Source organism: Streptomyces gardneri (assembly GCF_006539185.1).
GTDB classification, from domain to species: Bacteria; Actinomycetota; Actinomycetes; order Streptomycetales; family Streptomycetaceae; genus Streptomyces; species Streptomyces gardneri.
In genome coordinates, this window is sequence record NZ_BJMN01000016.1 from 18,811 (window position 1) to 42,341 (window position 23,531).

A 23,531-nucleotide genomic window follows, 5' to 3' on the forward strand; every position below is an offset into this window, starting at 1 on the left:
GGCTGATGGTCCGCCGGTTCAGGTGCCTGGGGGTGGGGGAGTCCGCCCTGCTGCCCACCGTCCTCGGATGGATCGGTCCCCACCGCGCCGTCGACTGGGCCGCGATCCACCCCGGCAGCCCCGCATCATCACCGACACCGACACCGGTCGCGCCCTCGGACTCGACGACTTCGACACCAGACACTCCACCGCCACCATCTCCGAAGAGGGCAACCTCGGCGGCGTCAGCGTCCTCCGCGTCCTCGAACACGCCCACGCAGAGCCGTCCGAGCACGGCGCCACCAGCGACGACATCGCCTACGGTCCCGGCTTCAACTGCGCCGCCCTCCTCGGCACCCGGCACAACCACTGACCACCCACAGGCCGCTGACAGGCGGAATGTAGGAACGAGACGGAGATGACCGGAGCGGCCGCCCTGGAGGTCAGGGCCGCGCAGCGGCGGATCGTCAGCACCATCACCGTGTCCGGCGTGCTGAACAGCGACGGGCTCGCCCTGTGGCGCGAGGCCGGCTGCGGGGGACTGGAAGGCCACTGCCGCCGACATCGGCCGGATCTGGAGCTGCTGGAGGTCCCGCACACGATCGACCCGGCCCCAACAAACGTCGCAGCCCGTGCCAGCCGGCGCCGCTGCAGAGAGCAGCTTGTGCTGGCCCGGAGCCGGCACGAACGCCCCGGGCGGTCACTTTCCCTGTCTGTTGCTGGAGGTATCGCACAGTGCGTGGTCGACGAGGTCGCTGGCGGCCTTGTGCTGCCGGAGCGTTTTATCGAAGTCGTTGAAGCTTGTGGTCATGGAGACGGTGACGGTGCGGCTGCCGTCGTCGGTGGCGCCGTTCAGAGTGATGTAGCCGGCTTCGCCTCCTTCGTGGCTCCAGTAGCTGCCGCCGCAGGTCAGGGGGCGGTTGACCAAGCCGAGGCCGTAGCTTCCGCCGGGCCAGATCGCCTCGAGCTGTTTGGCGACCGGGACGGTGTCCCGCATCTCGGCCATGCGCGCCTCGGACAGCAGCTTGCCGCCCAGCAGTCCCCGGAAGAAGCGGTTGACGTCCGCCGTGGTGGAGACATAGCCGCCGAGGTCGGGGACGATCTGTTCGGTGACGTTGGTCCGTTCGCCGGAGGTGAAGACCTGGTAGCCGTCGGCATGTGGGCGACGCAGGGTGGACGTGGTGCCCGGCAGGTAGGTGTGGTTCATGCCGAGCGGTTTCAGGATCCGGCTCTCGACCTCCTCCTGCCACGGGCGGCTGGTGGCCTTTTCGACGATCATGCCGAGGACGACGTAGCCGGTGTTGGAGTAGCTCCAGCCGGTGCCGGGCTGGAAGTCCGGGTGGTGCTTCATCGCCCGGGCGACGATCTGTTCGGGGGTGTAGGTGTCGTAGCGGTGCTGGTAGTACTGCTGTGGGGTGTCGAAGCCGGGAAGGTCGTCGTGGAGGCCGCTGGTGTTCTGCAGGAGCTGGCGCACGGTGATCTTCCGTCCGTCGTTGCCGTTGCCGTCGATCACTCCGGGCATCCAGCGGTCCACCATGTCGTCCAGGGACAGCTGGCCCTCGTCGGCCAGCTGCAGGATCACCGTGGCCATGAGTGCCTTGCCGGTGCTGGCTATCCGGAAGTAGCCGTCGTGGGGCACCGGGCGGTTCGTGCCCGCCACGGCGACGCCGGTGGCGGCAACCAAATCCCGGCCGGAGGCGGTGGTCACGCGTGCCTGGACGCCGGTGATCCCCAGCGCCTGGAGGGCAGAGGTGTCCCGACGCAGGTCGGCTTGCTGGTAGCTGGGCGGGGACGTGACGGCCGCGCCTTCCGGGGGCTGGCAAGCTGTGGCCACACCCGCTGTGGCGAGTGCGGCCGCCGCGACGGCCAGCCACCCTCGGCCGATCCGGCGGTGACGCTGCTGGGACGGGCGGTGCTTCGGCGCGGAGGCCGTAGGTGTGGATCTCATGAATCCCACGCTAGGCAAGCGTCGGGTTGCGGGTCGCTACCGTAGGCGGCCGGTTGAAACCTACAGCTGGCTGTAGCGCCACAGGGGCGACCGGCACGTACCGTGGCGCGTCGGAGGGCCGCTCCCGGTCCCGTACGGCAGACGAAGGCGAGCCAGTGCACGGTGTGATCGGCAAGGTCCTCGCACGGCTGGTCCGGGCCGGGCGCAGTGGACGCTACCTGCTCGGCACCCTGATGACCGCGACGGTGACGCTTGTGACGGCGCCGCTCCTGTGCATACCGTCGCTTGCGGCTGCCTGGGCGGAGCGCCACCGCCGGCGCGCCGGTTCACTGCTGGGCCGGCCGGTCGAGCCGCGCCCGCGCGCCCTGCGCCGCGACCTCGCGTGGCTCGTGACACAGGTGGCCACCGGCCTGCCCGCGGGCCTCTTCGCCCTGCTGTGCCTGGGCAATCTGCTTCTCATCCTTGGCATCACCGTGGCGTGGTGGGCGTTTCCTGTATCGGATCCGCCACGGCTGCCGCTGCTCGGTGTCCGTATCGACAGCTGGGCCCTCGCGCTGACGATCAGTCTGGCGCAGTTCCTGCTCCTTGGGGTGCTGGCGACCATCGCCCTGCCACCGCTCGCCCGGGTGCACGCGCGATGCTGCCTAGCAGTCCTGGCACCATCTTCCGCGGAACAGCTGGCCACGCGCGTCACCGAACTCACCCGGACGCGCACAGGCGTCCTACAGGCACACGGCGCGGAACTTCGCCGGATCGAACGCGACCTGCACGACGGCACCCAGGCCCGGCTGGTGGCCATCGCCATGCGGCTTGCCGTAGCCGGGGAGAGCTTTTCCCAGGACCCCGACGCGGCCGCTGCGCTCGTACGGCAAGCCCAGGCCGAGACCGAGGAGGCCATGACCGAGCTGCGCTCCGTCATCCGCACCATCTACCCACCGGTCCTGGCCGACATGGGCCTCGGCGGCGCGCTCAGCGCTCTGGCCACCAGGGCCGGCGTGCCGACCCGCATCGGCATCGGCGAGCTCGGTGAAGTCCCTGCCGCGGTCGAAGCGGTCGCCTACTTCGCCGTCACCGAGGCGCTGGCGAACATCGCCCGGCACAGCCGAGCCACCAAGGCCGCCGTCCACGTCACCCGCAACGGCGCGATGCTGTCCGCAGAGATCACCGACGACGGGACCGGCGGGGCGGACACATCTCGAGGCAGCGGCCTGGACGGAATTCGCCGCCGCGCCGCCGCCCTGGACGGCACTATGAAGATCAGCAGCCCGCCGGGCGGGCCGACCACCATCACCGTGGAGCTGCCTTGCGTGTAGTCATCGCCGAGGACAACGTCCTGCTGTCCTCCGGACTCGAACTCCTGCTGGAATCCCAGGGCATCGAGGTTGCCGCGATCACGGATGACGCCCCCGGCTTCATGGCCGCCGTCGACACCCACCGCCCGGACGTCACCATCGTGGACGTGCGGCTGCCCCCGACCTTCCGCGACGAGGGTATCCGCGCCGCCCTCCGGGCCCGCCGCGACCGCCCTGGACTTCCCGTCCTGGTCCTGTCTCAGTACGTCGAGCAGGAATACGCCGGCCGCCTCCTCTCCGACACCCGCGGCGGCATCGGCTATCTCCTCAAAGACCGGGTGAGCCGTATCGCAGAGTTCACCGACGCACTGCGTCGCGTGGCCGCCGGCGGCACCGCAATGGACCCCGAGGTCATAGCCCAGCTCCTCGCCGTCCGCAGCGATCCCGTCGACGCCCTCACCCCCCGCGAACGCGAGGTCCTGGCTCTGATGGCCGAAGGGCACGACAACGCCACCATCGCCCAGCAGCTCTTCATCACCGACAACGCCGTCCACAAACACATCGGCAGCGTCTTCCTCAAACTCGGCCTGTCGGTCGGCGACAGCGGCCATCGCCGAGTCCGCGCCGTCCTGGCCTACCTCCGCCGCCACGGCGGCATCGAACCCAGCCCCTGTTGAGTAGTCGACCGGAGTCCAGGAACGCGGCTTGGGCCTGGCGAGGAGGTCACGGCCGGGCCCAGGAACGATCACCCGCTCCTACGGCAGAGCGCGACGGGGGCGGGGCTGTTTGGGACCAGGTGGTCCCTTCGGGTTGCCGCATGTCGTCGGTGAGCAGGTGTGCGAGGAGGTGTTTGGTGGTGCGTTCGCTGAGGAGTTGGCGGTGTCGAAGAGGCGTAGGTGTTCGTGAACGGGCAGGGAGAGGGCGACGGCGCTGCGTTCCTCGCCGGCCTCAACACGACCGGCCTGTCCCGCTTCATCAACGCCGCCACGTCTACCTGGTGCGCCGGATCTCGGCGGTGGTGTGCGGGCTCAGGCCCGCGTACTGCGCGGCTTCAGCATCGTTTTCTGGAAGAGCCGACGTTGGGGAGCGGCTTCCAAGACCTGACAGTGAGTCACCGTGCGAAGTCCGTTGGACTAGGGACTGTCTGATGAGTAATCATCTGCGGGTTCGCGCGTGGTGCGGGGTCGGCCGGTGGCGCCAGGCGGGACGCGGATCCCGTCGAGGACCTGGCCGAATGCGATGGCGTCATGGGTGGTGCCGGGTGTGAGCACGATCGACAGAGGCAGACCCCAGCACCGACGGTGTGCACCGGCGGCCTGGTGGCGCTGGCCGCCCAGTACGGGAAGCGAACCGCTGTTCGCTGCGACTGAGAGGACCGTGGGCTATTGGGATCGGTCCCGCAAAACGCGGATGACCGTGTTAAGGACCGCATATTCGAACAAGCTGCGCGCCGCAATAGGCAATGGCTCGTTAGGGGCTGTCCAGTAGGGACTTCGCTTGACCCTCCCTACCCCTACGGGCGAGTTCTGACGCGCACCGCTGCATGATGCCAGCCGCCTCGGCTGGATCCGACCGGAGCACGCTATAGATGTAGAACGTCCTGCACCGCCGCGAGCGTGGGCAGAAAGCCATGTGCCGTTTCCTCCCCCTTGCCCAAGGGCGAGCGTTAACAGTGCAGTTGTCAATGAATCCGACCCTCCAGCATGATCGCCACCATGGCCTCCATACATAAGTTCTACGACCGCCGGGTCTCCCTCGTTCTCGGTACCGGCGCACTTGTCGTGCACCGCGTCTCGGAGGATCGGCTCGTCATCCCCCTCGCGGTCATCGCCGAGGTCCACCGCCCCGAACCCCGCTCCCTCGACCTCCTGCTGACCGACGGGGAAGGCCAACACATCGACTGCATCGACTCGGACGCGATGGCCGAGTTCGCCGCCACGCTGCCCCGCGCCCTGCCCGAGCAGCGGGACCCGGGCGGCAGCGCCCGAATCATCGGGCCCGGCGCCAAGGGCAGCCGGTGGGACCCGGACTTCACGGCCGTCGTACTCTGCCTCCTCGCCTACGTCGGCTACACGGTCTGGGTCGGCTTCGCGTACGAATGGCGGGTCCTCGGTCCGATCGCCGGCGCTCTTCCCCTCCTGCTGGGCGGGGTGCTCTGTTTCGTGACCGGGTCGGAGGTTTACGACCGGCGCAAGCTGGCCCGGCGCGGTGTCGTGGTGGAGGCTGAGGACATCGGGCGGAGGATTCCCATGTACTACCTCAACGACGCCGACGGGGTCCCGCACCTCTTCGACAGCCGCTCCAATACGCCCACCATCCGCATCATCTGCGATCCCCGCAGGCCGCACTCCGGGTTCGAGGAGATGCCACGGGATCCGGAAGGTGACCCTGCGCCTGACCGCCGGAGGCCTCCTCCTCTGGCTCGGCGGATGGCTGGCCTTCGGGCTGCTCGGGTGAGCGCTGTCATGGGCCGCAGGAGTCACGCGAACGATGGCCACCGATCGGCGGCCCACTCCCGCCAGCCCGCCCAGCCGGGCGGCAGGGCGGCGGCCCCGTGCCCCTCCAGCTCCGCCGCGTCGGGCTCCTCAAAGTGCGCCCGCCCGTGAAGGATGTCGCGCTCGGTCATGGGCAACGTCTCCTCGGGGGTGGTCGCCCAGCGATGTGCGATGCGGGTGCGCTGGGTCGCATCGTCCACCGGCAGGTAGACCATGCGGAAGCACGAGCCCTCGGCTTCCACCAGCCAGCGGATCGCAGACCGTTCGGCCTGTGACCAGCAGCCGTAGTCGAGGACGACGCTGGTGCCCAGTCTGACCGCCTCCAAAGCGAGCCAGAGCATGCGCCCCTCCAGCACGTCGCGCTTCCCGTCCGCCTCCGCTTCTCCGAACAGGGGAATCATCCAATCGTCGGGTGTCAGGCGCAGGGCGCCGTACTCCGTGGCGAGCTGCCGAGCTCTCGTGGTCTTGCCGGCCCCTGGCAGGCCGACCATCAGGAACAACGTGGTCACGCCCAGATCGTGGCAGGAAGCCAATCGGACGACCACCGCTTTGTCTGCCTGACCACGGGCGCGCCCAGCCCATCAACGGGCGTGGGCCGATGGAACCCTGGTCTGCTGCTGCAGGGTGCGGGTCCAGGTGTCCATGAACCCGGCGGCGCCGTGCTCGTCGCCGGGAATGCGGAAGAGGTACGGGTCAGCTGCGAGCTGCTCCACGAGGGGTTCGTACAGCTCGTCCAGCATGCCGCCGAGGCAGGCCGTCAGACCTTCGGTGAACTGGCGGGGCGTAGGGCTGAGCGAGACGATTCGGTCCAAGACCGGGCCCAGGCCGCGTTCGTCGAGTGGTGCCCGCATCGCGGCCACCCTGGGAGTGTCCGGCATGAACAAGCCGTGCAGCATGTAGATCGCGTAGAACGACGGCAGGCCGATCAGTACCGTTCGCGCCCTCACCAGCTCCTCGTCGCCGGCCCGCTGCACCTGCTCCAGCCCATCCATCTCATCGAGCAGCTCCCACGGCACCGCCGGCGCCTCGCCGCGCTCGGCCGCGCCCAGCATCTGCGCCCAGTCCTCGGGCGTCAGGCCGAACATGCCGAGCGAGGCGAATCCCTCAGCCCATGCCTCGGCCCCGACCTGCTGAGGCCCCAACCCGAGCGCCGCGACCAAGCGCACCAGCCCCTCGCTGCCAGGCCCCACAGGGAGCTCCTCATCCGCCAGGAGCGCCGCTCTCACCGCCGCAGGGTGTGCACCGACCCGCGATACGGCCGGACAGCGAGCATCTGACCAGCCACCGCATGTGCCGGGCAGGGTCGGTGATCACGTGGAAGCCGGAGCGTACCTCCCATTTGTCATTCCTAGGATCCCTAGGTTAAAACTAGAGGTCTTAGGAATGGGGAGAGTGCATGGCGCGGGCAGGGCTGACGGCGGAGCGGGTGACGATCGCGGGCGCCGAGCTGGCGGACGAGGTCGGGCTCGACCAGGTGACCATGTCGCAGGTGGCGCGACGGCTGGGCGTGAAGGACGCGAGTCTCTACACGCATGTCCGAGGTCTCGAGGATCTGCGCGGACGGATTGCGCTGCTGGCGGCGGACGAGAAGACCATCCGCATCGCGGAGGCGACTTCCGGACGGGCGGGCAAGGACGCGCTGGTCGCGTTTGCCGACGCATGGCGGGAGTACGCCCACACGCATCCGGGCCGCTACACGGCGACGCAGACTCCGATCCGTATCGACCCTGAACTGGCCGCGAAGGCGCCCGGACCACGGCGCGCGGTCGAGCTCACCTACGGCATGCTGCGTGGCTACGGACTGACCGAGCCCGACCTGACCGACGCGGTCCGGTTGCTGCGCAGCACGTTCCACGGCTTCGTCGCCTTGGAGGCCGCAGGCGGGTTCGCACACGAGCGTTCGCCGCGGCAGTCCTGGGTCCGCGCCCTCGACGCCCTCCACACCCTCCTGGAGCACTGGCCCCCGGCCCGAGAAGGAGACTCCGCATGACCGACCCGACCATCGGCACCCTGCGCGTGAACGGCGCGACTCTGCACTACGAAGTGCGCGGCCAGGGCCCGCTCTTGCTGCTGATCCCCGGAGGGGCGGGTGGCGCGGCCTCCTTCGACGGCATCGCCGACGACATGGCCGCCGAATACACCGTCGCGACCTACGACCCGCGCGGCATGTCAAGAAGCACGCTGGACGACCCCGAAGCCGAGCAGAGCGTGGCCGAACACGCCGATGACGCCTTCCGGATACTGGAACGGCTGTCGCCCGATGAGCCCGCACGCGTTTTCGGCTCCAGCTCGGGCGCGATCGCCGCCCTGCACCTGCTCACCGCCCATCCCGAACGCGTCCAACGCCTCATCGCGCACGAGCCGCCTGTTGTGGAGGTCCTGCCGGACGCCTCCGAACATCGCGGGCTCATCGCGCGCGTGCAGGCGACGTTCCACACAGAGGGGCTCATGCCGGCGATGGCTGTGTTCGCCGCGGGTCTGAAGAAGGCCGGCGACACCACCGAGCCGAAGGCGGAGACCAAGCTTCCGCCGCAGGCAGCGGCGCGGGTTGAGCGGACGATGGCCAACCTGCCCTACTTCGTCGGGCGCATCGTGCCGAGCTTCATGTCCTACGCCCCGGCGATTCACCAGCTGGAGGCACTGTCGGACCGGCTCGTGCTCGCCTGCGGCCAGGATTCACGCGGCGAGCTGCCCTACCGGCCGGCCGCCTTCCTGGCCGAGCATCTCGGCACGGAACTCCGGCACTTCCCCGGCGGGCACACCGGCCTGACCACGCACCCCGCCGAGTTCGGCGAACGCCTTCGGAGAGTCTTCCGAGCCTAAGAGGTTGTTGTCTTTCCGGGCTTGAGGACTGCGTTCTCGCTGGTCAGGCATAGGATCGGCGGTCTCGTGGCAGTGGTGTCGTGTCGTTGCTTTGGTGGAGGTCGAGGATGCCGTCGGTCGTGGGACTGCTGGAACAGCGTGAGCTCACCGCTCGCCGTCGTGTCGACGATCTGCGGGAGGAGGCCGACCGCCTCCAGGCGGAGCTGGCCTTGGCTGAGCGGAAGTGGAACGAGTGGGGCATCGCCCGCTCACACGTTGGCGAGGTACTGGCCCCGGGCAACGACGCCGTCGTCGGCCCCGCCGCCTCCGAGGGTCTGCCGGCTCCCGGTGTGCAGCCGGCGCGGCCCGAACCGGCGGAGGCGGCGAAGCCGAAAACAGTGGTGCCGGTGTGGCGCGCGGGGCTGGCCTGGTCGGCGCTGTCGGTGGACTACCAGCGCATCCTGCAGGCCCTCAGCGACCGTAACCGACTCGGTCAAGGAGCTTTGACGTGCCAGGAGATGGCCGCCTGCTTCGGCCTGGACCCCGTACCGGGAAAGGTGGAGGCACTGCGATCGAAGGCCAAGCGGCTGACGGCGCGCGGCTGGCTGATCGAGCCGGAAACTGGCCGATTTACGCTCGCGAAGGACGTGGCCGGGCAACGCGGCGGGTCATGAGCATCGTCATCGACCAGTAGACCATCGCCTCCGCGCTGGCGATGGAACGCTCGAAGTCGCGCGCGAGACGGCGACTTCGCATCAGGTGGGCGAAGAACCGCTCGACGATCCAACCGCTTGGGCAGCACGCCGAAGCCGCGCATGTCGTCGCTGTGATGGCGAGGACCAGGGCGAGGGCCGTGAGGCAGTACTCGACGAGGCTGTCGGTGTATCCGCCGTCGGCCCAGACCAGGGCCAGCAGGTGGTGCGCGGCAGTGACCTGTGTGAGCAGGACCTGGGCCGCGGCGTGGTCGCCCACATCCGCTGCGGTGACCATCACCGCGAGCAGCAGGCCAAGGGTGGTCGACCACGACGTGCCGCTTGCGCCCGTTGATCAGCTTGCCGCCGTCGAAGCCGCGGCTGTCAGAGCCGACGACCGCGTCCGCCTTGACCGACTGCGAGCCGATCACACCCGCGCCCGGCCCCGCAGCCGGCCCGGCACCGGCAGCAGTGGCCGGACCACCGCCCACTCGGCGTCCGGCATGCCGGTGGGATACCGATGATCGCGCGCCCCGTGGTCTCTGGCGTTCCCGAACCTGTGAGCCAGACAGTCACACGCGAGAGTGGCTGAAGTGCACCCCACTCCCGCGTTGCCGTAGAAACGAGACAACAGGGCCTCCTGGAGCGCACGTTGGATTCGACACCCTTCGAGCTACCAAGAGGCCCTGCTCTCATGCACGGCAGCCGCCGCAGTCGCGTCGCTTCTCGTGATCGCTGGGACGGACAAATTCGCACTGCCATCCAGGTAGACGGTCGGCTTGGTGACGCCCCGAGGCCGCCTCGCGGGTTTGAGCCCGGTGCCGCGACTGACGAACCTGGCGAAGAGTCGTGTCCTACCGGCTCGAGGCGCGGCCAACCACCCCCGCTACGTCCTACTTCTCCTCCGGCTCCCAGGCGCGGAGCAGGTCGAGCAGCCCTGCGTCTCCGTCAACGTGCAAGGAGTCGGCCTGGATCCGGTCGTACAGGTAGAGGACCAGCTCACTGGCCGTGCCGTGGACGGAGGCGCCGGCTGCGTCCGAGTCTTCGCCGGTCGCGGCGGTGGGCGCGGGGATGCGCGTGATGCGTGCGCCGTCGCCGTCGACGGTGAGGCGCCAGGAGCGGCCCTCGGCGGCGTGGAAGTCGAAGGCCGTGGGCTTGTGCGGCCAGGCACTCGGCGTTGCGCAGACGGTGAACAGGAACTCCTCCACACCGTCGAGTGCCAGCTCGACCGGCAGCGGCTGCGGGGAGCCCCCGGCGAGCTGGGCGTCGTAAGTGTGCACCGCGGTCTCCTGGACCCGGTGCCGGGCGGTGCCGCCGGCGGTCTGCGGTGACTGCGACGCGGGCCACCACGTCCAGCAACCGCTCTCCGGTCCCGCCGCGCGCAGGGCGCCCAGCAGAAGCTGGGTCGACGCGTCCAGCCAGGCCAGCAGGGCCTCACGCTCCTGCGGTACTTCCAGCGCGGCGCGCGCGGCGACGGCCTCGGCCGGGGGAGCGTCGGCAGACCCCGCGCCGACGATGGCGGCCCAGAAACGGTCTCCCCCACCCAGGTGCTTCACCAGATCGAACAGCGTCCACCCGGGGCAGGTCGGCACCTGCGCGTCGAGACCGGGCGCGGCGGCGACCACGGCGCGGAAGGCGGTCGACCCTTCATCGATCAGTCGCAACAGGTCAGGGAACTCAAGATTCTTTTCCACGCCGGATGTCTATCACCGTGCTCCGGTGATCGGACAGCGATTTTCACGTCGCCGCCGGTTGGCCATTGCGGACGTCCTCGCCTCCCACCGCTCGGGTGACAAGCTGCGCACTGCTGCGAGGACGCTGGTGGTGGCGGTACGTCAGGCGTCGTGCCTGTGGGTGCTCTGGCCTCGCCGTGCGGTCGGGCACCTCGGCGACGTGACGTCCACCCGGTGCGCGCGGTCATGCTGCCGCTCGATGTGATGGACGCGGAGGTCACGATGGCGGGGGAGGACCGGTCGGGTCGGGAGTACAGGTGACTCCCGTTCGACCAGCACCCCTCACGTTCGGAACAACAACAGCCACTAAGGGTTGGCATAGCAGCGGGTAGCAGGCGCCTCCTCCCGACAACGTGTGGACCTCCCGACCTGGGGAGATGAGCAGGGCCCCTGTTATCGTGCGCCGATGTCAACGATCAAACAGTTCCAAGTGACCTTCGACTGCGCGGAGCCTGCGAGCCTGGCCGCCTTCTGGTGCGAGGTGCTGGGGTACGTCGTACCGACGGTCCCGGAGGGCTTTGCCACGTGGGAGGAGTACCACCGCTCGCTGCCGCCCGAGGATGAGATCTACTTCGCGTGCACTGATCCCTCGGGTGTGGGCTCACGCTTGCTCTTCCAGCGAGTTCCCGAAGGCAAGGTCGTCAAGAACCGGGTGCATCTCGATGTGCGGGCCGGCGCCGGGCTCGTGGGTGAGGAGCGCCTGGCCACACTCGAGGCCGAATGCGCACGGCTGATGGCGCTCGGCGCGAAACACGTGCTGACGCAGCGCGCCGATGGCGTCAACGAGTCGTGCATCACGATGCAGGACATCGAGGGCAACGAGTTCTGCCTCGCCTGATTCTCCTCCGAGACTGCGAGGTGGGGAGCCGTCTCCGGCCTTGGGGAACATCGGGGCAGCCGATATCGGCTGCCCCGATGTTCCCCAAGGCCGGTCTCCTGTGGACCTCTCAGGTCCCGCATGCGGCGGGAGTCATCCCGTGAGAGCGAGGTTGTGTAGGCGGGCAACGCCGTGCATCGCGTGGCGCACACCGTTCGCCTCTCAAGCGGCAGTCGCGCAGGATCTTCCAGGTCTTCATACGGGCGAAGGCGTGCTCGACGCGGGCGCGAACCCGTTTTGTGGTTCTTGTTGTGGGCCTCCTTCCAGTCGGGCAGTTCCTCGCCCTCGCGCCGGCGGTGCGGCATGATCAGCCCGGTGCCCAGGTAGCCGCCGTCCGAGATCGTCGTAGTGTCGCCGACCGCCCGCTTGGCACCGGAATCGACCCAGGCCAGGCAGTCGTTGCGGTTCCCCGGCCGCGGCCGGCCGAGCACCACGACCAGGCGGGTGTCGGCGCCGATGACCACCTGGTGGTTCGTCGAGTAGCGGTAGTTCTTCGACTGCTCGGCGACCTGGCGGTCGCGGGTGGGTACCAGCGTCCCGTCCACGACCAGCACCGCGTCCTTGGCGAAGCGTCTGCGCGGGGCCAGCGCGAGCCTGGGGCCGAGGTGGTCGATGACGCGATCGGCGGTGGACTTGGACACTCCGAAGGGCGGCGCGAGTTGGTTCAGGGTCAAGTTGGTGTGCCAGTACGCGGCCACCGGTAGCACCCGGTCCTCCAGGGACAGTTCCACGGCCGACCACGGCCCGGCGCGTCGCCGGCCTCGCGGCGCAGCTGCCTCATCAACTTGCCGAGGCGCGCGGGCTCAGTCCGGCGAACGGGGCTGTCCAGGACAGCTCAGACGCCGTGATCACACCGGCCACGGCCGAGAGCATCCCACGGCAAGATCACTTACGGGACAACCCCTACGAGCTCGTGCACGGTAGGGGGTGAGACGTCGAGGACTTCGACCGGGCCTGATGTTCAACTCTGCCGTCGTGCGTTCACGTCTGCGGTCTGCTGGTGAGACAGCAGGCCGGCGACGGCTTGGACGGTGTCGCTCATGTGCTCGCGGCGGCCGAGGTGGCGGGTCAGGGACCGCCAGTTCTTGAGGTGGGCGATGCCGTGCTCGACGCGGATGCGGCGGGAGGAGCGCGCCTTGCGCTGCCGCTCGTACATTTCCTCGTACCAGTCTGGGGCGTCCTTCATGAACTTGCGATGCGGCGGTGTCACCACGCGTCCGCAGGGCAGGGCGCCGAGGCCCTGGTAGCCGGCATCGGCAAGAATCTCGACCACGGGCGCGTCGGCCAGGAGCTTGACCAGCCCCAACTGGCGGGCGTGGGTGATATCCGCACAGCTTCCGGGCCTGGTCGGGCTGCACTACAACACACGCCCCTCGCCGTCCGGGTGACCACCATGGACTTGACGGCGTTCTGCTTGTTCTTGCCGGAGATGAACCTGTCCCGGTTCTTACGTCCGGCGGCGGGCCGCCGGACCCGGATCTCCGTGCCGTCGATGATGCCGGTCTTTCCGCTAGCACCGAGATGCTCGACGACCTGCCACAACGGACCCACCTCAGCGATGAGTTCAGCGATCACATCGGGCGACAGGCCCGTGACCCGACGGTTGCTGATGATCACTGCACGAGACGCATTCCCCACCACCCGACCACGATCAACCACTCGAGGCCCGACGTCTCACTACCGTGCACGAGCTCGTTAGAACATCAACCAGGTCCTGGTGATCTGGGCCGCCGTCCTCGCGCGGCGGCCCCACCCGCCGGTCAGACCGCCGGGGCGGACCAGTACGGGTCGCGGCCGGTAAACGCGAGGAGCTTGTCGACCCGGCTCGCGTCGGCGGGTACCTCGACGACGGGCGCGTACTTGCCGAAGGACTGGCGGACGAACTCGACGACCTGCCCAGCCGGGATCTCCAACCCCTCGGCCATGTCCTCGGTCAGCGGAAGGTCCTGGCCGGTCGCCTTGGCGATGTCCCAGGCGTGGACGGCCGCGTCGAGTGCGGCGACCATGGCGCCTGCCTGCGCGGGCATCGGGCCCATCGGTGTCGGCACACTCTCCGTCTTGCGCCCCGACTCCCATGCCTTCAGCGCGGCACCCAAAGTCGCCTCCAGCTGCACCGCCGCATCCCCGCCATCGGCGGCCAGTATGTCCGCGGGCTCGAACGGGTCGCCCTCGGGTGCCTCGCCGGTGATCTGCATGGTCAGCGCCTGCTGGTCGAGCCGGGCGTGATGAAAGACCTGACGGACCGTCCACTCACTGCACGGTGTCGTGGCCCCCCACCTCTCTTCGGGTACTCCGCGCACCGCGGCCAGCAGGTAATCGTGCGCATCTGCCAACAACTTGAACCCGGCAACGGACATCCGTTGCCTCCCCCTTTGATTCACCGCACGAACGAAACCTCAGCTCACCCTATGCCTCACGACTGACAGTTGTGCCCACGACTATGGAGACTCGTGAAGCCCGCAGCATGACGCACAACGCGCCGCCCAGATCACTTCCAGGCGGCGCGACACGACGGGGCAAACTCTGCCTGATGACCGGGGCGGAGGTTTACGACCGGCGCAAGCTGAGGACATCGGGCGTAGGTTTCCCATGTACTACTTCAACGACGCCGACGGGGTCCCGCACCTCTTCGACAGCCGCTCCAATACCCCACCATCCGCGATCCCCGCAGACCGTTCGCCGGGTTCGAGGAGATGCCACGGGCCGCGCTGATCCGGAAGGTGACCCTGCGCCTGACCGCCGGAGGCCTCCTCCTCTGGCTCGGCGGATGGCTGGCCTTCGGGCTGCTCGGGTGACGAACCACCGCCTACCCTGCACGAGTTCGTTAGACCCGAATCAGACTCGCCCGGGTCGGCGCCCCACCCAAGATGGGCACTGAACGTGTCGTGTGGCGGTGAAAAATGGGAGGACGGCGCAAAGTGACGTTGGCAGGATGTCCGGACTCACCACCCGATGGGAAAGGACCCTACGACCGTGGCTCGTGCCGTCACTCTGATCCGCTCCGCTGCTCTGTCCGACGTCGCCGAGTACGCTTATGCGGCCACGGCGCCCGCCGAGTCTCGCCTGATCTTCCTCGCCGGGGCGTGTCCATTGAACGATGACGGCTCGACGGCAGCGATCGGGGACTACGCAGGTCAGGCGTTGAAAGCAGTCGAGAACATGCAGGCTGCTCTGACTGCCGCCGGCGCGTCCCTCCAGGACGTCATCAGTACGAGGGTTCTCGTGGCATCGGCCCGTCGGGGGGATTTGGTGGCTGCCTGGGAAGTGGTCCGGGACTCGTTCGCTGATCATGATGTGCCCAGCACTTTGATGGGAGTCACTGTGCTGGGCTATAAGGATCAGCTTGTCGAGATCGAGGCCGTTGCCGCCGTACTTGATTCGTGAGGCCCGTTGACACACCGCGGCAGCCGAGCGGGCCTGGACCGGATGCGCCTGCTGGGTAGGCCACGAATACGGGCCAGCCGCCTTCCAGGGCGGCCGGCGGCCGGGGAAGTACCTTGTCTCGAGGTCAGCCCGCCCTGGCGGGCTCCTGGGCTCGAGCCCGTGCGCTGGCTAGGCGGTAGGAGTCGGTGCCGGTCTCGATGATGGTGCCGTTGAAGGTGAGACGGCCGGCGATGGCCGCGCCGAGCCGGGGGTCGGTGAACGTCTTGGTCCAGCCTCCGAACGACTCGTTGGAGGCGATGGCCACGCTGTTCTTCTCCTCCCGCTCTGTCAGGACCTGGAAGAGGAGTTCGGCGCCGTAGCGGGCGAGTTCCATGTGTCGAGTTCGTCGATGCAAAGGAGATTGGCGCGGCCATAGCGGGCGATCATCTTGGTCAGCTGCTTCTCGTCGGCAGCTTAGACGAGTTCGTTGACCAGCTTTGTTTCCGGCACGTACTTGACCCGGTAGCCATCCATCGGCCTCGGTTCCCAGGGCGATCAGCATGTGGGACTTGAACGACGGCTGGGAGGAGGTGTGGGTCAGGGGATGGTGACGTTGTTGAGGGCGTCGTGGCTGGGCAGGGTGTCGGCGGCGGTCTTGTCCTGCTGGTCGCCGTTCCCGAAGGTCTGGGACAGGAGCCCGACCCCGGGGAGGTTGTTGCCGACGCTGTCGGCCGACGCTGCTCCGGCGGAGGCGAGGACGGCAGTGGCGGCGACAGCGACGGAGGCGAGGACACGGCGGTTGAAGATCGTCATGCCGGGCTCAACGACGCCGGTCGCGACAGGGCACGGGGCTTACCCGGCCCGCCACCATCAGAGGCGCTGTAGTGGCACCGCCGGGGCGACGTCGTCCTCGGACTTCAGCATGACGCGGGCCGCGCCGATGAGGGTGTCCAATCGGACGGCAATAGGCGGCCGCGGCGCCGTACCCTCTTGCCGCGTGTGCTTCGCGCCGCGAGTCGGAACCTAGGGGACTTCCCTGAAGTCGACGACGCTCTGGTCCTGGCCGCGACCGAGGAGCGATGGCCGCAGGACGGGGACGTGTTCAACCGACTGCGGCGACGAAGTCTGGATCAGATCGCGCCGCTGAACGAGCAGCAGGTCCTCCTGTTCACCCTCGCTGAGCTGGTTGCCAAGGTGGCCCACAAGGCTGCAGGCGTGAGGCCTCCGTTCGACTACGACTCGGGGTGGCGCATCGGGCCCGTCACCCACCGGCTCATGTCAGCAACAGACGGGGCATGACCCAGATACGCCAGAAACCCGCCACGGGATGATCTTGCAGACCGGAGGACTCGCTACAGGGTGTTGCTCGCGGGGGCGGTGACGCGGTTCTCGTACTCCCGGTGCGCCTTGCGCTGAGCTGGGATCGCTGGGGCGCCCGGGGTGCCATCGAGCGACTGGCAGCGGATAAGGAGCCGGCGGTGGACCGCGGGGGTGGCGCTGACGCCCAGGGTGTAGCCCTGGCCGCGCCGTACGGCCACCCCTTGGTCGAGCGCGACGCGCTCGGGAGGTTCCAGGTCGGCGGCCGGAGGAAGTCGGCGACCTTGCCGGGCATGTCGAGGACGACCGGCAGCTCCGGGGTCGGGGCGCTTGGGTCGGCGGCCGTGTATTCGGGCAGGAGGTCGGCGACGGCGGTGCGGATGGCGCCCCGGGTGACGCCGTGATCGCGGGCGAGAGCGGCGATGGAGCGGCCCTCCAGGTACGCGGTGCGCACGGCGTCGGTCTTGTCGGCCGGGACGGCCGGGCGGCGCCCGCCCTTGGTGCCCTTGGCCTCGGCGGCCCGCAGTCCGTCGTAGGTGAGCTCGCGCTGGAGGTCGCGTTGGAGTTCACCGGCGGCGGCGAGGGTCTGCACCATGAACTTCACGGCGGACAGCAGTTCGCCGGTGCGGGGGTGGTGGGCAGTGAGGTCCATGGCGGAGAACGCGCCGTCGTGGATGCGCAGCGCGACCTGGTCGCGGTGGAGGACGTCGAGCACGTCGAGGATGCGCCCGGTGCCGCGTACGAGCCGGTACATCTCGGAGATGTGCACGGTGTCGCCCGGCCGGGCGTAAGCGAGCAGCTCGCCGAACTTCGGCCGCTCAAGGGGGTGGATGCGGCTGGAGGTGCCGGCCTGTTCCTCGAAGACGACCGGGTCTTCGATCCCTGCCTCGGTAAGGACGAGGTTTTGACGGTCTGTCGACTGCTGGTCGGTCGACACCCGTTTGTAGACCAGGCTGGCGATGCCACTCCCCGCTCGCGCTGGTCGCATTCGCCCTAGCTGTCAGCAAACCCTGTCATCATCCGCCATCGGATCTCATTGGATCGGCGCCGCCGTCGGGCCCCGCAAAGTCTGGGTCATTGGACGCTCGGCGCGCCTGTCGTCATTCGTTCGTTTGCCGACACAGGCCTTAAGGGGATGGAACACGCGTCGGGGCCTGCGTCGCCGTTGGGGCACGCGATCTTCGTACGACTGCGGCGGGTTCTGCGGCGCTGTTAGCCTGCGGTCCATGATCAAGGGCGGTTTGGCAGGTCGAATAGGCCGGATGGCGGGGGACAGTGGGCCGGAGCGCGTGCTGGTCGCCGCCAGTTTCGTCAACCGGGTCGGCAATGGTCTGTTCAACGCGGCGTCGGCGCTCTATTTCACCTTGGTCGTGGGCCTGCCTGCGGCGCAGGTCGGCGCCGCGCTCACCATCGCCGGAGTGATCGGCTTGTGCGCGGGGATACCTGGGGGTCATCTCGCTGACCGGCGCGGCGCACGCGTGATCATGATGCTGGCCCTCGCGGTCCAGGCAGTATCGATGGCGGCCCTCGTCCTCGTCGAGAGCTGGGCCGCGCTCACGATCATCGCGACGGTCGACCAGATCGCCGCGGCGGTAGGAGGGGCGGCGTGGGGGGCTCTGGTGGTCCGGGTCGGGGGTGAGCGACCGGCCATGTTCCGGGCGAAGCTGCGCACCTTCGTCAACCTGGGCGTCATCCTGGGAACGGTGGGTGCCGGGCTGGCGCTGGCCGCGGACACCCGCGGCGCCTATGTCACGCTGATTCTCGGCAACGCGGCGAGCTTCGCCCTGTGCGCGGTGCTTCTGCTTCTGCTGCCCCGCTATCCGGTGCTGGCAGCGCCGCCGCAGCAGCGGCGCTGGCTTGTCTTCGCGGACCGTCCGTTCCTGACGTTCACCGCGCTCTACGGGGCCATGGGACTGCAGTACCCGGTGGTCTCCCTGCTCCTGCCGATCTGGATCTCAGAGCACACCGAAGCGCCGCGTTGGACGGTGGCCGCACTGTTCGCAGTCAATTCCGCCTTCTGCGTACTGATGCAGACCAGGATCGGCTCCCGTATCGAGACCCCGTACGACGGCGGCAGGGCGTTTCGCACTGCGGGGCTGCTCTTCCTCGTCAGCTGTCCGATGATGGCGCTGGCGGCGTACGCCCCTGTCTGGGCGGCAGCAGGACTGGTCCTGGCGGCGATCTTCGCCCACAGCCTGGGAGAGGTCTGGGAGTCCTCGGCGGCCTTCGCCCTGGGTTTCGGTCTTGCCCCCGACCATGCCCAGGGCCAGTACCAAGGAGTCTTCGGCCTCGGCTTCAGCGCGGGCCAGGCTCTTGCCCCTGCGATCCTCACCACGGTGGTGCTGGGCCTCGGCACGGCGGGCTGGCTGCTGCTGGCGTTGTTCTTCGCAATGCTGGGTGCTGCTGGCCCATCTCTTGCCCGCTGGGGTATGCGGACTCGGCCGCAGCCGGGCGTTGCTGCGGAAGCGACGAGATGACCAGGGAGTAGGTGCCAGGAGCCTTCCGCGTGGCATGGAACAGTGTGTGTGCATCACGTGGCCGCTGGAGTAGCGACACGACATGGGTGGTCAGGCCGCCTGACCGTAGCCGTCCGGCGCGGGCGGGGCGTCACCGCGCAGCGGGCTGAAGTCGACGTCCAGATGCGGGTCGTACGCCTCGGGGACGAGGCCGAGCTCATGGGTGGAGTACTCGCCGAAGCGGCGGACGTGCTCGGTCAGGTACGGCGAGATATGGGCCAGGTCCTCGGGGTCGACGGCGTAGCCCTCCTCCTGGAGCTGGCGCACGATCTCGGCGATGTCCAGGGCGTTGTGGAAGATCACCGCGTTCGTGAGCAGAGCAGAACGTCGACGTCCCCCCAGTCTCGTGAGCTGCCTGGCGTCGATGACATCGGTGTGGACATCGATCACGACGAGATCGACACCCTGGACGACGGGCGATCGTGGTTCCGCGAGTGCGAGTGCGAGTGCGAGTGCGAGTGCGAGTGCGAGTGCGAAGGCGACTGCGGATGCGGCAGCCACAGTCGCCGGCACGCCAACCGACACGGGCAGACCACGTACGGAACAGGGGTGCGCGTCATCCTGACAACCGCGCAAGTTGCGGAATGCTCACGCGTCCGCTGGGGGGGGAGAGTCCCCGTAGCGTGTACATGATCACGGCCATGCAGGCGGGGCGGACCAAGGCGCCGATGTTGTCGAAGGGGTCGACGGCGACAGCACTCTCACAGCGTGCGCAGGCCCCGGTCGGCGAAGGCGATCAGCCACTCGAAGCTCTCGTCGACGTCGACGCTCCACTGGAAGCCTCCTGCCGACTGCAAGGTGGCGAACCCGTGGAAGAGGCTCCGGAGCATGCGCAAGGCGTGGTCCACGTCGGGCTCTGCGATCTCATAGCCGCGCAGGACCGCCATGAATGCGCTGAAGAGCTGCTGACCCGCGGTGGCCAGCGGATCGTCGGGGTCGGACGGTTCCACGCCGATCGTCGCGGCGTACCGGCCGGGGTGCTCCAGGACGAAGGCGCGGAAGGAGCGCGCCGCGGCCTCCAGGGCGTCGCGGCCCGCGTACCCCTGGACCGCGCCGCCGATGGCGTCGGCGGCCTCACGCAACGCCAGGGCCGCGATGCGCCGGTTGAGGTCTTCCTGGCCGCCCACGTGCTTGTACAGGGACGGGGTGCGCACGCCCAGTCGCTCGGCCAGCAAACCCATCGTCAGGTTGCCCAGGCCCACCTCGTCGGCGAGGGCGGCGCCGGCCGCGACCACGGTCGCCGGGTCCAAGCCGGCCCTAGGCACGAGCGGCGGTCGAGCGGAGGAAGGAGAGCATGAGTGAAACCACCTGGTCGGGGAACTGGTCGTGCGGGTAGTGCCCGGCGCCCTCGATCATCTCAAGGCGGCCGAGGCCGGACGGCAGGGCATCGACGATCGCCGACCCCTCGGCGTGTGGGTCGGCCCAGTCGGGGTCGAGCGTGCCCATGACGACCAGGACCGGGCAGCGGACGTTGCCGAGCTGGGCGCCGGCATCGGTCGGGGCGCTGCGGCCCATGCTCTGGAGGGCCTTCATCCGGCTCGGCTCGCGCATGAGGGAGTCGATGCGGCCGAGCCGCTCGGCCCAGTCGGCCGGCTTCACGCCGGGGTAGGCCACGTCGAGGTACGAGCGCCAGAGCGACACCGAGCCGAACACGCCCGTGCCGAGCAGCCGCAGCATGCCCCGCCGGAAGCGCTTCACCCGCAGGTCCCCGAGGCGGATCGACATCTTGCGGGTAACCGGCGCCAACTCGACAACCGCGGTGATCAGCGAGGGCTCCTGCGCCGCGGCGATGGTGGCGGCGCCGCCGGAGGCCGAGTGGCCGACGAGCACGGCCGGGCCGCCCAGGTGGCGGATCACGGCGAGCAGGTCGCCGGCGATGGCGGTGCGGCTCCAGTCCGGCCAGTCGACGCTGGACTCGCCGCAGCCGCGTAGATCGACTGTGGCGACCCGATAGCCCGCCGCCACGAGCTGCGGGATCACGGCACGGTAGGCAGCGCGGCTGTCGCCAATGCCGTGCGCGAGAACGATCAGCGGGCCGGCCCCCGCCACCTCGTAAGCGATCGTGCCGCCGTCGACGGCAAGGTACTCAGTCACGACACCCTCCAAGTGGCTAACGTTCTTAGCTTAAAGCTAACACCAATAGCCGAACGAGTCGACGCGGACACTGCCACGGCTCCACGTCGCAATCTCCACGCCCGCGGGGAAGCGCTGCCGAAGGACGGCGCCGTTGTGACGGTGCGAAGGACGCTCAAGCGCCAACCTGACGTCCTCGCCGACGATGTCGACACAGCCGCGTAGAGTCGGCGGAAGATAGGGGAGATCCTCGGCGGATACTCGCCCGAGCAACTTGACGTCCTCTTCGACTACTTCGCCCGCGCCTCCCAGGCGTACCGGGAAGCAGCCGAGCCCGGAAGACGACTGGCACCACGTGGTGCGCTCAAATCGAAGGTGTCACTGCGCCCCTGAGCCTTGGAATCGAAGGCGAAGGCGGGACACCAGCGGTGTCGGGTGGCCTTGTGCTGTTCAGAGCACGGGCAAGGCGCAATAGGACGGCTGTGGTTGCGAAGGTCTCGGCACACGCCCCCGGCAGCGGTGCGATGGTCGCGCGGACCGCCGTTCTGGCGCGTGAATCGGTTCATATGTACCGATCGATGGAGATCCGCAGACGCATCACGGAGCAGCTCGGTGCAGCAGTGGGGCTCGCTTCATTGGTCGCGCACGTCACGGCCTACAGCCGAAACCGCGCTCAGTGCCAACCCCCTGCATCAGCGTCGTTCACCGATGTGATGGTGGTTTGCGCAGGATGAGGTGGTCGAGCCATCCCAGGTCCCACTTGTCGACGTGCCAGCCTTGGCAGAGGCGGGAGATTTCGGCGGTGGGAAGTGCGCTGGAGCGGCGGCCGTCGGGGAGGCTTTCGCGTTCCAGGACGGGGAGTACGAGGTAGACCAGGCCGCCTGGCCGCAGCAGCGACCTGGCCATTTCGAGAATTTGTTGCTTTCTGTCGAGGAACTGGAATGACAGACGGAAGGAGACGACGTCCATGCTTGCTGCGGTGATACCGGGCGGGGGGCCAGTCTGGATGTCGTGCCGCACCCAGCGTGGGCCCATCGTGTAGGAACGGGCGCGGGCCTTGAGGAGGGCCGCGGCTGAGACTTCTACGCCGGTCACGTCGTAGCCCAGAGAGTGGAGGCAGCGGCCGAGCTGGCCAGTGCCGCATCCGATGTCCAGGGCTTTCTGACCGGGCTGGGGATCGGCGAAGTGGGTGAACATCGTGATCTCCGCGTCGCAGACCTGTTTCCAGTCGCGGCCGTCGTCGTAGACCGGATTCCAGTAGTCGGCCGTGTTCCTGTCGCTCACCGTGATCCTTTCAAGGTCTTGACCGAGGTCGAGTCGCCGGTCGCCTCAGTCCTTGCCGTGCGCCGGTACGGGTGCTCCAGCGTCACCCTGACCGTCCCGGCCTGGAAAGAGGGCAGGTTCGGACGTCTGGCAGGCCCGCGTGCGGTCGTTGGGCCTCAGGACCCCCGGCCTGCACCGCTTCGTCTCTGCAGGGCTGACCGACGGCGCGGGCAGGGCAACGAGACGCCAGAGCTGCCGGGAACGCATGCCAGGGCCCGCACCTGATCGGAGGAAAGGCCTCTGCCGTTGAACGGTGGCCGGGCCGGGACGGACGATCCGCGGGGCGGCATCGTCGCCCGGGTGACGTCATAAGTGCCTTCCGCAAGGGGCCACGGGCGACATGCGAGTTGTTGAACGCCGAGCACCCGAGCGGATCCTGTTACGGATGTCAGGTCCCGATCCGCTCCGCCCTGAGGCGGAATCGGAGCAAGAGAAGGACGTGCCAGGTGAGAGACCCCGGTGGGTAATCCACCGAGGTGCTGTCTGGATCCCGTCCGAAGGCGGCTTCCCGTACGGCCGGAAGATCTGCTTCGGGGGGCGAGGCACGGAGCTCGGCCAGAACGTTGGCGAGGTCGGCGTCGTCGATGGCGCCCGTATGTTCCCTGGCAAGGCTGGTGGATGACTGCGACGAGCTCGGGTCTGAGCTGCATCCAGGCGCGCGCCTATGGAGGCACCCTGAATGACACACCGACCGCTCGCGCGAAGCGGGCCGGCGCCTGACGCAGGGACACACGGCGCCACCGAGATCCGTCGATCACTCATCGTGGCACTTCACAGAAGGTGTGGCAGGGCCCGTTCTCGCCGTCCGGGCCAAACGCCGCTGTGATCAGCTGTTTTGTGGGGCCGTTTTCCGGTCGGGCGTGACGTCCTGGCACGATGGCGTCATGGTCATCGGCATGCCTCCCTTGCTTCCCGGTCCCGCAGGAGCCGCTGTTCACGCACGCGCCCTGCGCGATCGTCCTGAGACGTACGTGGACGCGCCGGCCGTGCTCGTCGCCGCGTACCCGCCCGGCTCCGGCCGTGTGGTCCGGCGGGAGGCGGTGCGGCCGGTGTATGCAGCGGTGGTGGCTGAGATCGGGGAGCCCACGCTGTACGGGGGTTCGGCCGCCGGTCCCAGCGTG

22 protein-coding genes and 2 pseudogenes are annotated in these 23,531 nt (G+C 68.7%); 9 read left to right on the forward strand and 15 right to left on the reverse strand.

Going from position 1 to position 23,531, the window contains the following annotated elements:
• Window positions 1–67: 67 nt before the first annotated feature.
• Window positions 68–352, forward strand: a complete 285-nt coding sequence (locus SGA01_RS14010; protein WP_141296835.1) for a hypothetical protein — start codon at window positions 68–70, stop codon at window positions 350–352.
• Window positions 353–679: 327 nt separating this feature from the next.
• Here SGA01_RS14010 and SGA01_RS14015 read toward each other — a convergent pair whose 3' ends face one another.
• A complete protein-coding gene (locus SGA01_RS14015) occupies window positions 680–1,927 on the reverse strand; it encodes a serine hydrolase domain-containing protein (RefSeq protein WP_141296836.1) in 1,248 nt (415 codons plus the stop codon).
• 164 nt (window positions 1,928–2,091) lie between these two features.
• On the opposite strand from SGA01_RS14015, the gene SGA01_RS14020 reads away from it, so the two are divergent.
• Both SGA01_RS14020 and SGA01_RS14025 read left to right on the forward strand, forming a co-directional pair.
• Entirely contained in the window at window positions 2,092–3,240 is a 1,149-nt protein-coding gene (locus tag SGA01_RS14020) for a sensor histidine kinase (RefSeq protein ID WP_229918377.1), read from the forward strand.
• Entirely contained in the window at window positions 3,231–3,896 is a 666-nt protein-coding gene (locus SGA01_RS14025) for a response regulator (protein WP_141296837.1), read from the forward strand. Before SGA01_RS14020 ends, SGA01_RS14025 begins: the two co-directional genes overlap by 10 nt.
• Window positions 3,897–5,698: 1,802 nt before the next feature.
• Here the strand turns inward: SGA01_RS14025 and SGA01_RS14030 are convergent.
• Together SGA01_RS14030 and SGA01_RS14035 are read right to left on the reverse strand one after the other, a co-directional pair.
• Window positions 5,699–6,223, reverse strand: coding sequence for a P-loop nucleotide/nucleoside kinase family protein (locus SGA01_RS14030; protein WP_141296838.1), 525 nt, complete (start codon window positions 6,221–6,223; stop codon window positions 5,699–5,701).
• Window positions 6,224–6,295: 72 nt separating this feature from the next.
• Window positions 6,296–6,904: a hypothetical protein gene (locus SGA01_RS14035; protein WP_141296839.1), complete on the reverse strand. Its 609-nt coding sequence runs from the start codon at window positions 6,902–6,904 to the stop codon at window positions 6,296–6,298.
• 206 nt (window positions 6,905–7,110) lie between these two features.
• On the opposite strand from SGA01_RS14035, the gene SGA01_RS14040 reads away from it, so the two are divergent.
• From SGA01_RS14040 to SGA01_RS14050, 3 genes are all read left to right on the forward strand, one after another.
• Window positions 7,111–7,704, forward strand: a complete 594-nt coding sequence (locus SGA01_RS14040) for a TetR/AcrR family transcriptional regulator (protein ID WP_141296840.1) — start codon at window positions 7,111–7,113, stop codon at window positions 7,702–7,704.
• Window positions 7,701–8,537: an alpha/beta fold hydrolase gene (locus SGA01_RS14045; protein ID WP_141296841.1), complete on the forward strand. Its 837-nt coding sequence runs from the start codon at window positions 7,701–7,703 to the stop codon at window positions 8,535–8,537. The genes SGA01_RS14040 and SGA01_RS14045 overlap by 4 nt, the downstream gene beginning before the upstream one ends.
• 107 nt (window positions 8,538–8,644) lie before the next feature.
• Window positions 8,645–9,190 carry a hypothetical protein gene (locus SGA01_RS14050; RefSeq protein ID WP_141296842.1) on the forward strand — a complete coding sequence of 182 codons (546 nt, stop codon included), beginning with the start codon at window positions 8,645–8,647 and terminating at the stop codon, window positions 9,188–9,190.
• Here the strand turns inward: SGA01_RS14050 and SGA01_RS41975 are convergent.
• Together SGA01_RS41975 and SGA01_RS14060 are read right to left on the reverse strand one after the other, a co-directional pair.
• Window positions 9,147–9,521 (reverse strand): hypothetical protein, encoded by a 375-nt coding sequence (locus SGA01_RS41975; protein WP_359105792.1) that lies wholly within the window; start codon window positions 9,519–9,521, stop codon window positions 9,147–9,149. The two genes, SGA01_RS14050 and SGA01_RS41975, sit on opposite strands and share 44 nt — an antisense overlap.
• Before the next feature lie 580 nt (window positions 9,522–10,101).
• Window positions 10,102–10,902 carry a maleylpyruvate isomerase family mycothiol-dependent enzyme gene (locus tag SGA01_RS14060; protein WP_141296843.1) on the reverse strand — a complete coding sequence of 267 codons (801 nt, stop codon included), beginning with the start codon at window positions 10,900–10,902 and terminating at the stop codon, window positions 10,102–10,104.
• Window positions 10,903–11,347: 445 nt separating this feature from the next.
• Between SGA01_RS14060 and SGA01_RS14065 the strand changes: the two genes are divergently transcribed.
• The gene (locus SGA01_RS14065; RefSeq protein WP_141296844.1) at window positions 11,348–11,779 is read left to right on the forward strand and encodes a VOC family protein; all 432 of its coding nucleotides are present in this window, start codon (window positions 11,348–11,350) and stop codon (window positions 11,777–11,779) included.
• Between the two features lie 132 nt (window positions 11,780–11,911).
• On the opposite strand, the pseudogene SGA01_RS14070 reads toward SGA01_RS14065, so the two are convergent.
• From SGA01_RS14070 to SGA01_RS14080, 3 genes and pseudogenes are all read right to left on the reverse strand, one after another.
• Window positions 11,912–12,679 (reverse strand): annotated as a pseudogene (locus SGA01_RS14070) (transposase).
• Window positions 12,680–12,779: 100 nt separating this feature from the next.
• Window positions 12,780–13,124, reverse strand: coding sequence for a transposase family protein (locus SGA01_RS41980; protein ID WP_229918375.1), 345 nt, complete (start codon window positions 13,122–13,124; stop codon window positions 12,780–12,782).
• A gap of 454 nt (window positions 13,125–13,578) precedes the next feature.
• Window positions 13,579–14,175 (reverse strand): TIGR03086 family metal-binding protein, encoded by a 597-nt coding sequence (locus SGA01_RS14080; protein WP_141296845.1) that lies wholly within the window; start codon window positions 14,173–14,175, stop codon window positions 13,579–13,581.
• Between the two features lie 616 nt (window positions 14,176–14,791).
• Between SGA01_RS14080 and SGA01_RS14085 the strand changes: the two genes are divergently transcribed.
• Window positions 14,792–15,202 carry a RidA family protein gene (locus tag SGA01_RS14085; RefSeq protein ID WP_141296846.1) on the forward strand — a complete coding sequence of 137 codons (411 nt, stop codon included), beginning with the start codon at window positions 14,792–14,794 and terminating at the stop codon, window positions 15,200–15,202.
• Between the two features lie 124 nt (window positions 15,203–15,326).
• Here the strand turns inward: SGA01_RS14085 and SGA01_RS14090 are convergent.
• The 3 genes and pseudogenes from SGA01_RS14090 to SGA01_RS14105 form a co-directional block, all read right to left on the reverse strand.
• A pseudogene (locus SGA01_RS14090) lies at window positions 15,327–15,755 on the reverse strand (ATP-binding protein); the annotation flags it as partial.
• A gap of 23 nt (window positions 15,756–15,778) precedes the next feature.
• Complete coding sequence (locus tag SGA01_RS14095) at window positions 15,779–15,994, reverse strand: hypothetical protein (RefSeq protein WP_141296847.1); 216 nt, start codon at window positions 15,992–15,994, stop codon at window positions 15,779–15,781.
• Window positions 15,995–16,454: 460 nt separating this feature from the next.
• On the reverse strand, window positions 16,455–17,486 hold the full coding sequence (locus tag SGA01_RS14105; RefSeq protein WP_229918374.1) for a recombinase family protein: 1,032 nt from the start codon (window positions 17,484–17,486) through the stop codon (window positions 16,455–16,457).
• A gap of 238 nt (window positions 17,487–17,724) precedes the next feature.
• Between SGA01_RS14105 and SGA01_RS14110 the strand changes: the two genes are divergently transcribed.
• Entirely contained in the window at window positions 17,725–18,975 is a 1,251-nt protein-coding gene (locus SGA01_RS14110) for an MFS transporter (RefSeq protein WP_141296848.1), read from the forward strand.
• Between the two features lie 90 nt (window positions 18,976–19,065).
• On the opposite strand, the gene SGA01_RS14115 is transcribed toward SGA01_RS14110, so the two are convergent.
• The 4 genes from SGA01_RS14115 to SGA01_RS14135 form a co-directional block, all read right to left on the reverse strand.
• The gene (locus SGA01_RS14115) at window positions 19,066–19,404 is read right to left on the reverse strand and encodes a Tn3 family transposase (RefSeq protein WP_255325190.1); all 339 of its coding nucleotides are present in this window, start codon (window positions 19,402–19,404) and stop codon (window positions 19,066–19,068) included.
• Window positions 19,405–19,715: 311 nt separating this feature from the next.
• The gene (locus tag SGA01_RS14125) at window positions 19,716–20,249 is read right to left on the reverse strand and encodes a TetR/AcrR family transcriptional regulator (RefSeq protein WP_141296881.1); all 534 of its coding nucleotides are present in this window, start codon (window positions 20,247–20,249) and stop codon (window positions 19,716–19,718) included.
• A gap of 22 nt (window positions 20,250–20,271) precedes the next feature.
• The gene (locus tag SGA01_RS14130; protein ID WP_141296850.1) at window positions 20,272–21,108 is read right to left on the reverse strand and encodes an alpha/beta fold hydrolase; all 837 of its coding nucleotides are present in this window, start codon (window positions 21,106–21,108) and stop codon (window positions 20,272–20,274) included.
• A 681-nt stretch (window positions 21,109–21,789) separates the two neighbouring features.
• A complete protein-coding gene (locus SGA01_RS14135) occupies window positions 21,790–22,371 on the reverse strand; it encodes a class I SAM-dependent methyltransferase (RefSeq protein ID WP_141296851.1) in 582 nt (193 codons plus the stop codon).
• Between the last annotated feature and the right edge of the window lie 1,160 nt (window positions 22,372–23,531).

Excerpts from the sequence above, each read along its gene's own strand:
- SGA01_RS14010 (WP_141296835.1), top strand. The coding sequence starts at position 68 with ATGGATCGGTCCCCACCGCGCCGTCGACTGGGCCGCGATCCACCCCGG.
- SGA01_RS14015 (WP_141296836.1), bottom strand. The coding sequence starts at position 1,927 with ATGAGATCCACACCTACGGCCTCCGCGCCGAAGCACCGCCCGTCCCAG.
- SGA01_RS14040 (WP_141296840.1), top strand. The coding sequence starts at position 7,111 with ATGGCGCGGGCAGGGCTGACGGCGGAGCGGGTGACGATCGCGGGCGCC.
- SGA01_RS14045 (WP_141296841.1), top strand. The coding sequence starts at position 7,701 with ATGACCGACCCGACCATCGGCACCCTGCGCGTGAACGGCGCGACTCTG.
- SGA01_RS14050 (WP_141296842.1), top strand. The coding sequence starts at position 8,645 with ATGCCGTCGGTCGTGGGACTGCTGGAACAGCGTGAGCTCACCGCTCGC.
- SGA01_RS14065 (WP_141296844.1), top strand. The coding sequence starts at position 11,348 with ATGTCAACGATCAAACAGTTCCAAGTGACCTTCGACTGCGCGGAGCCT.
- SGA01_RS14080 (WP_141296845.1), bottom strand. The coding sequence starts at position 14,175 with ATGTCCGTTGCCGGGTTCAAGTTGTTGGCAGATGCGCACGATTACCTG.
- SGA01_RS14095 (WP_141296847.1), bottom strand. The coding sequence starts at position 15,994 with ATGACGATCTTCAACCGCCGTGTCCTCGCCTCCGTCGCTGTCGCCGCC.
- SGA01_RS14105 (WP_229918374.1), bottom strand. The coding sequence starts at position 17,486 with ATGCGACCAGCGCGAGCGGGGAGTGGCATCGCCAGCCTGGTCTACAAA.
- SGA01_RS14110 (WP_141296848.1), top strand. The coding sequence starts at position 17,725 with ATGATCAAGGGCGGTTTGGCAGGTCGAATAGGCCGGATGGCGGGGGAC.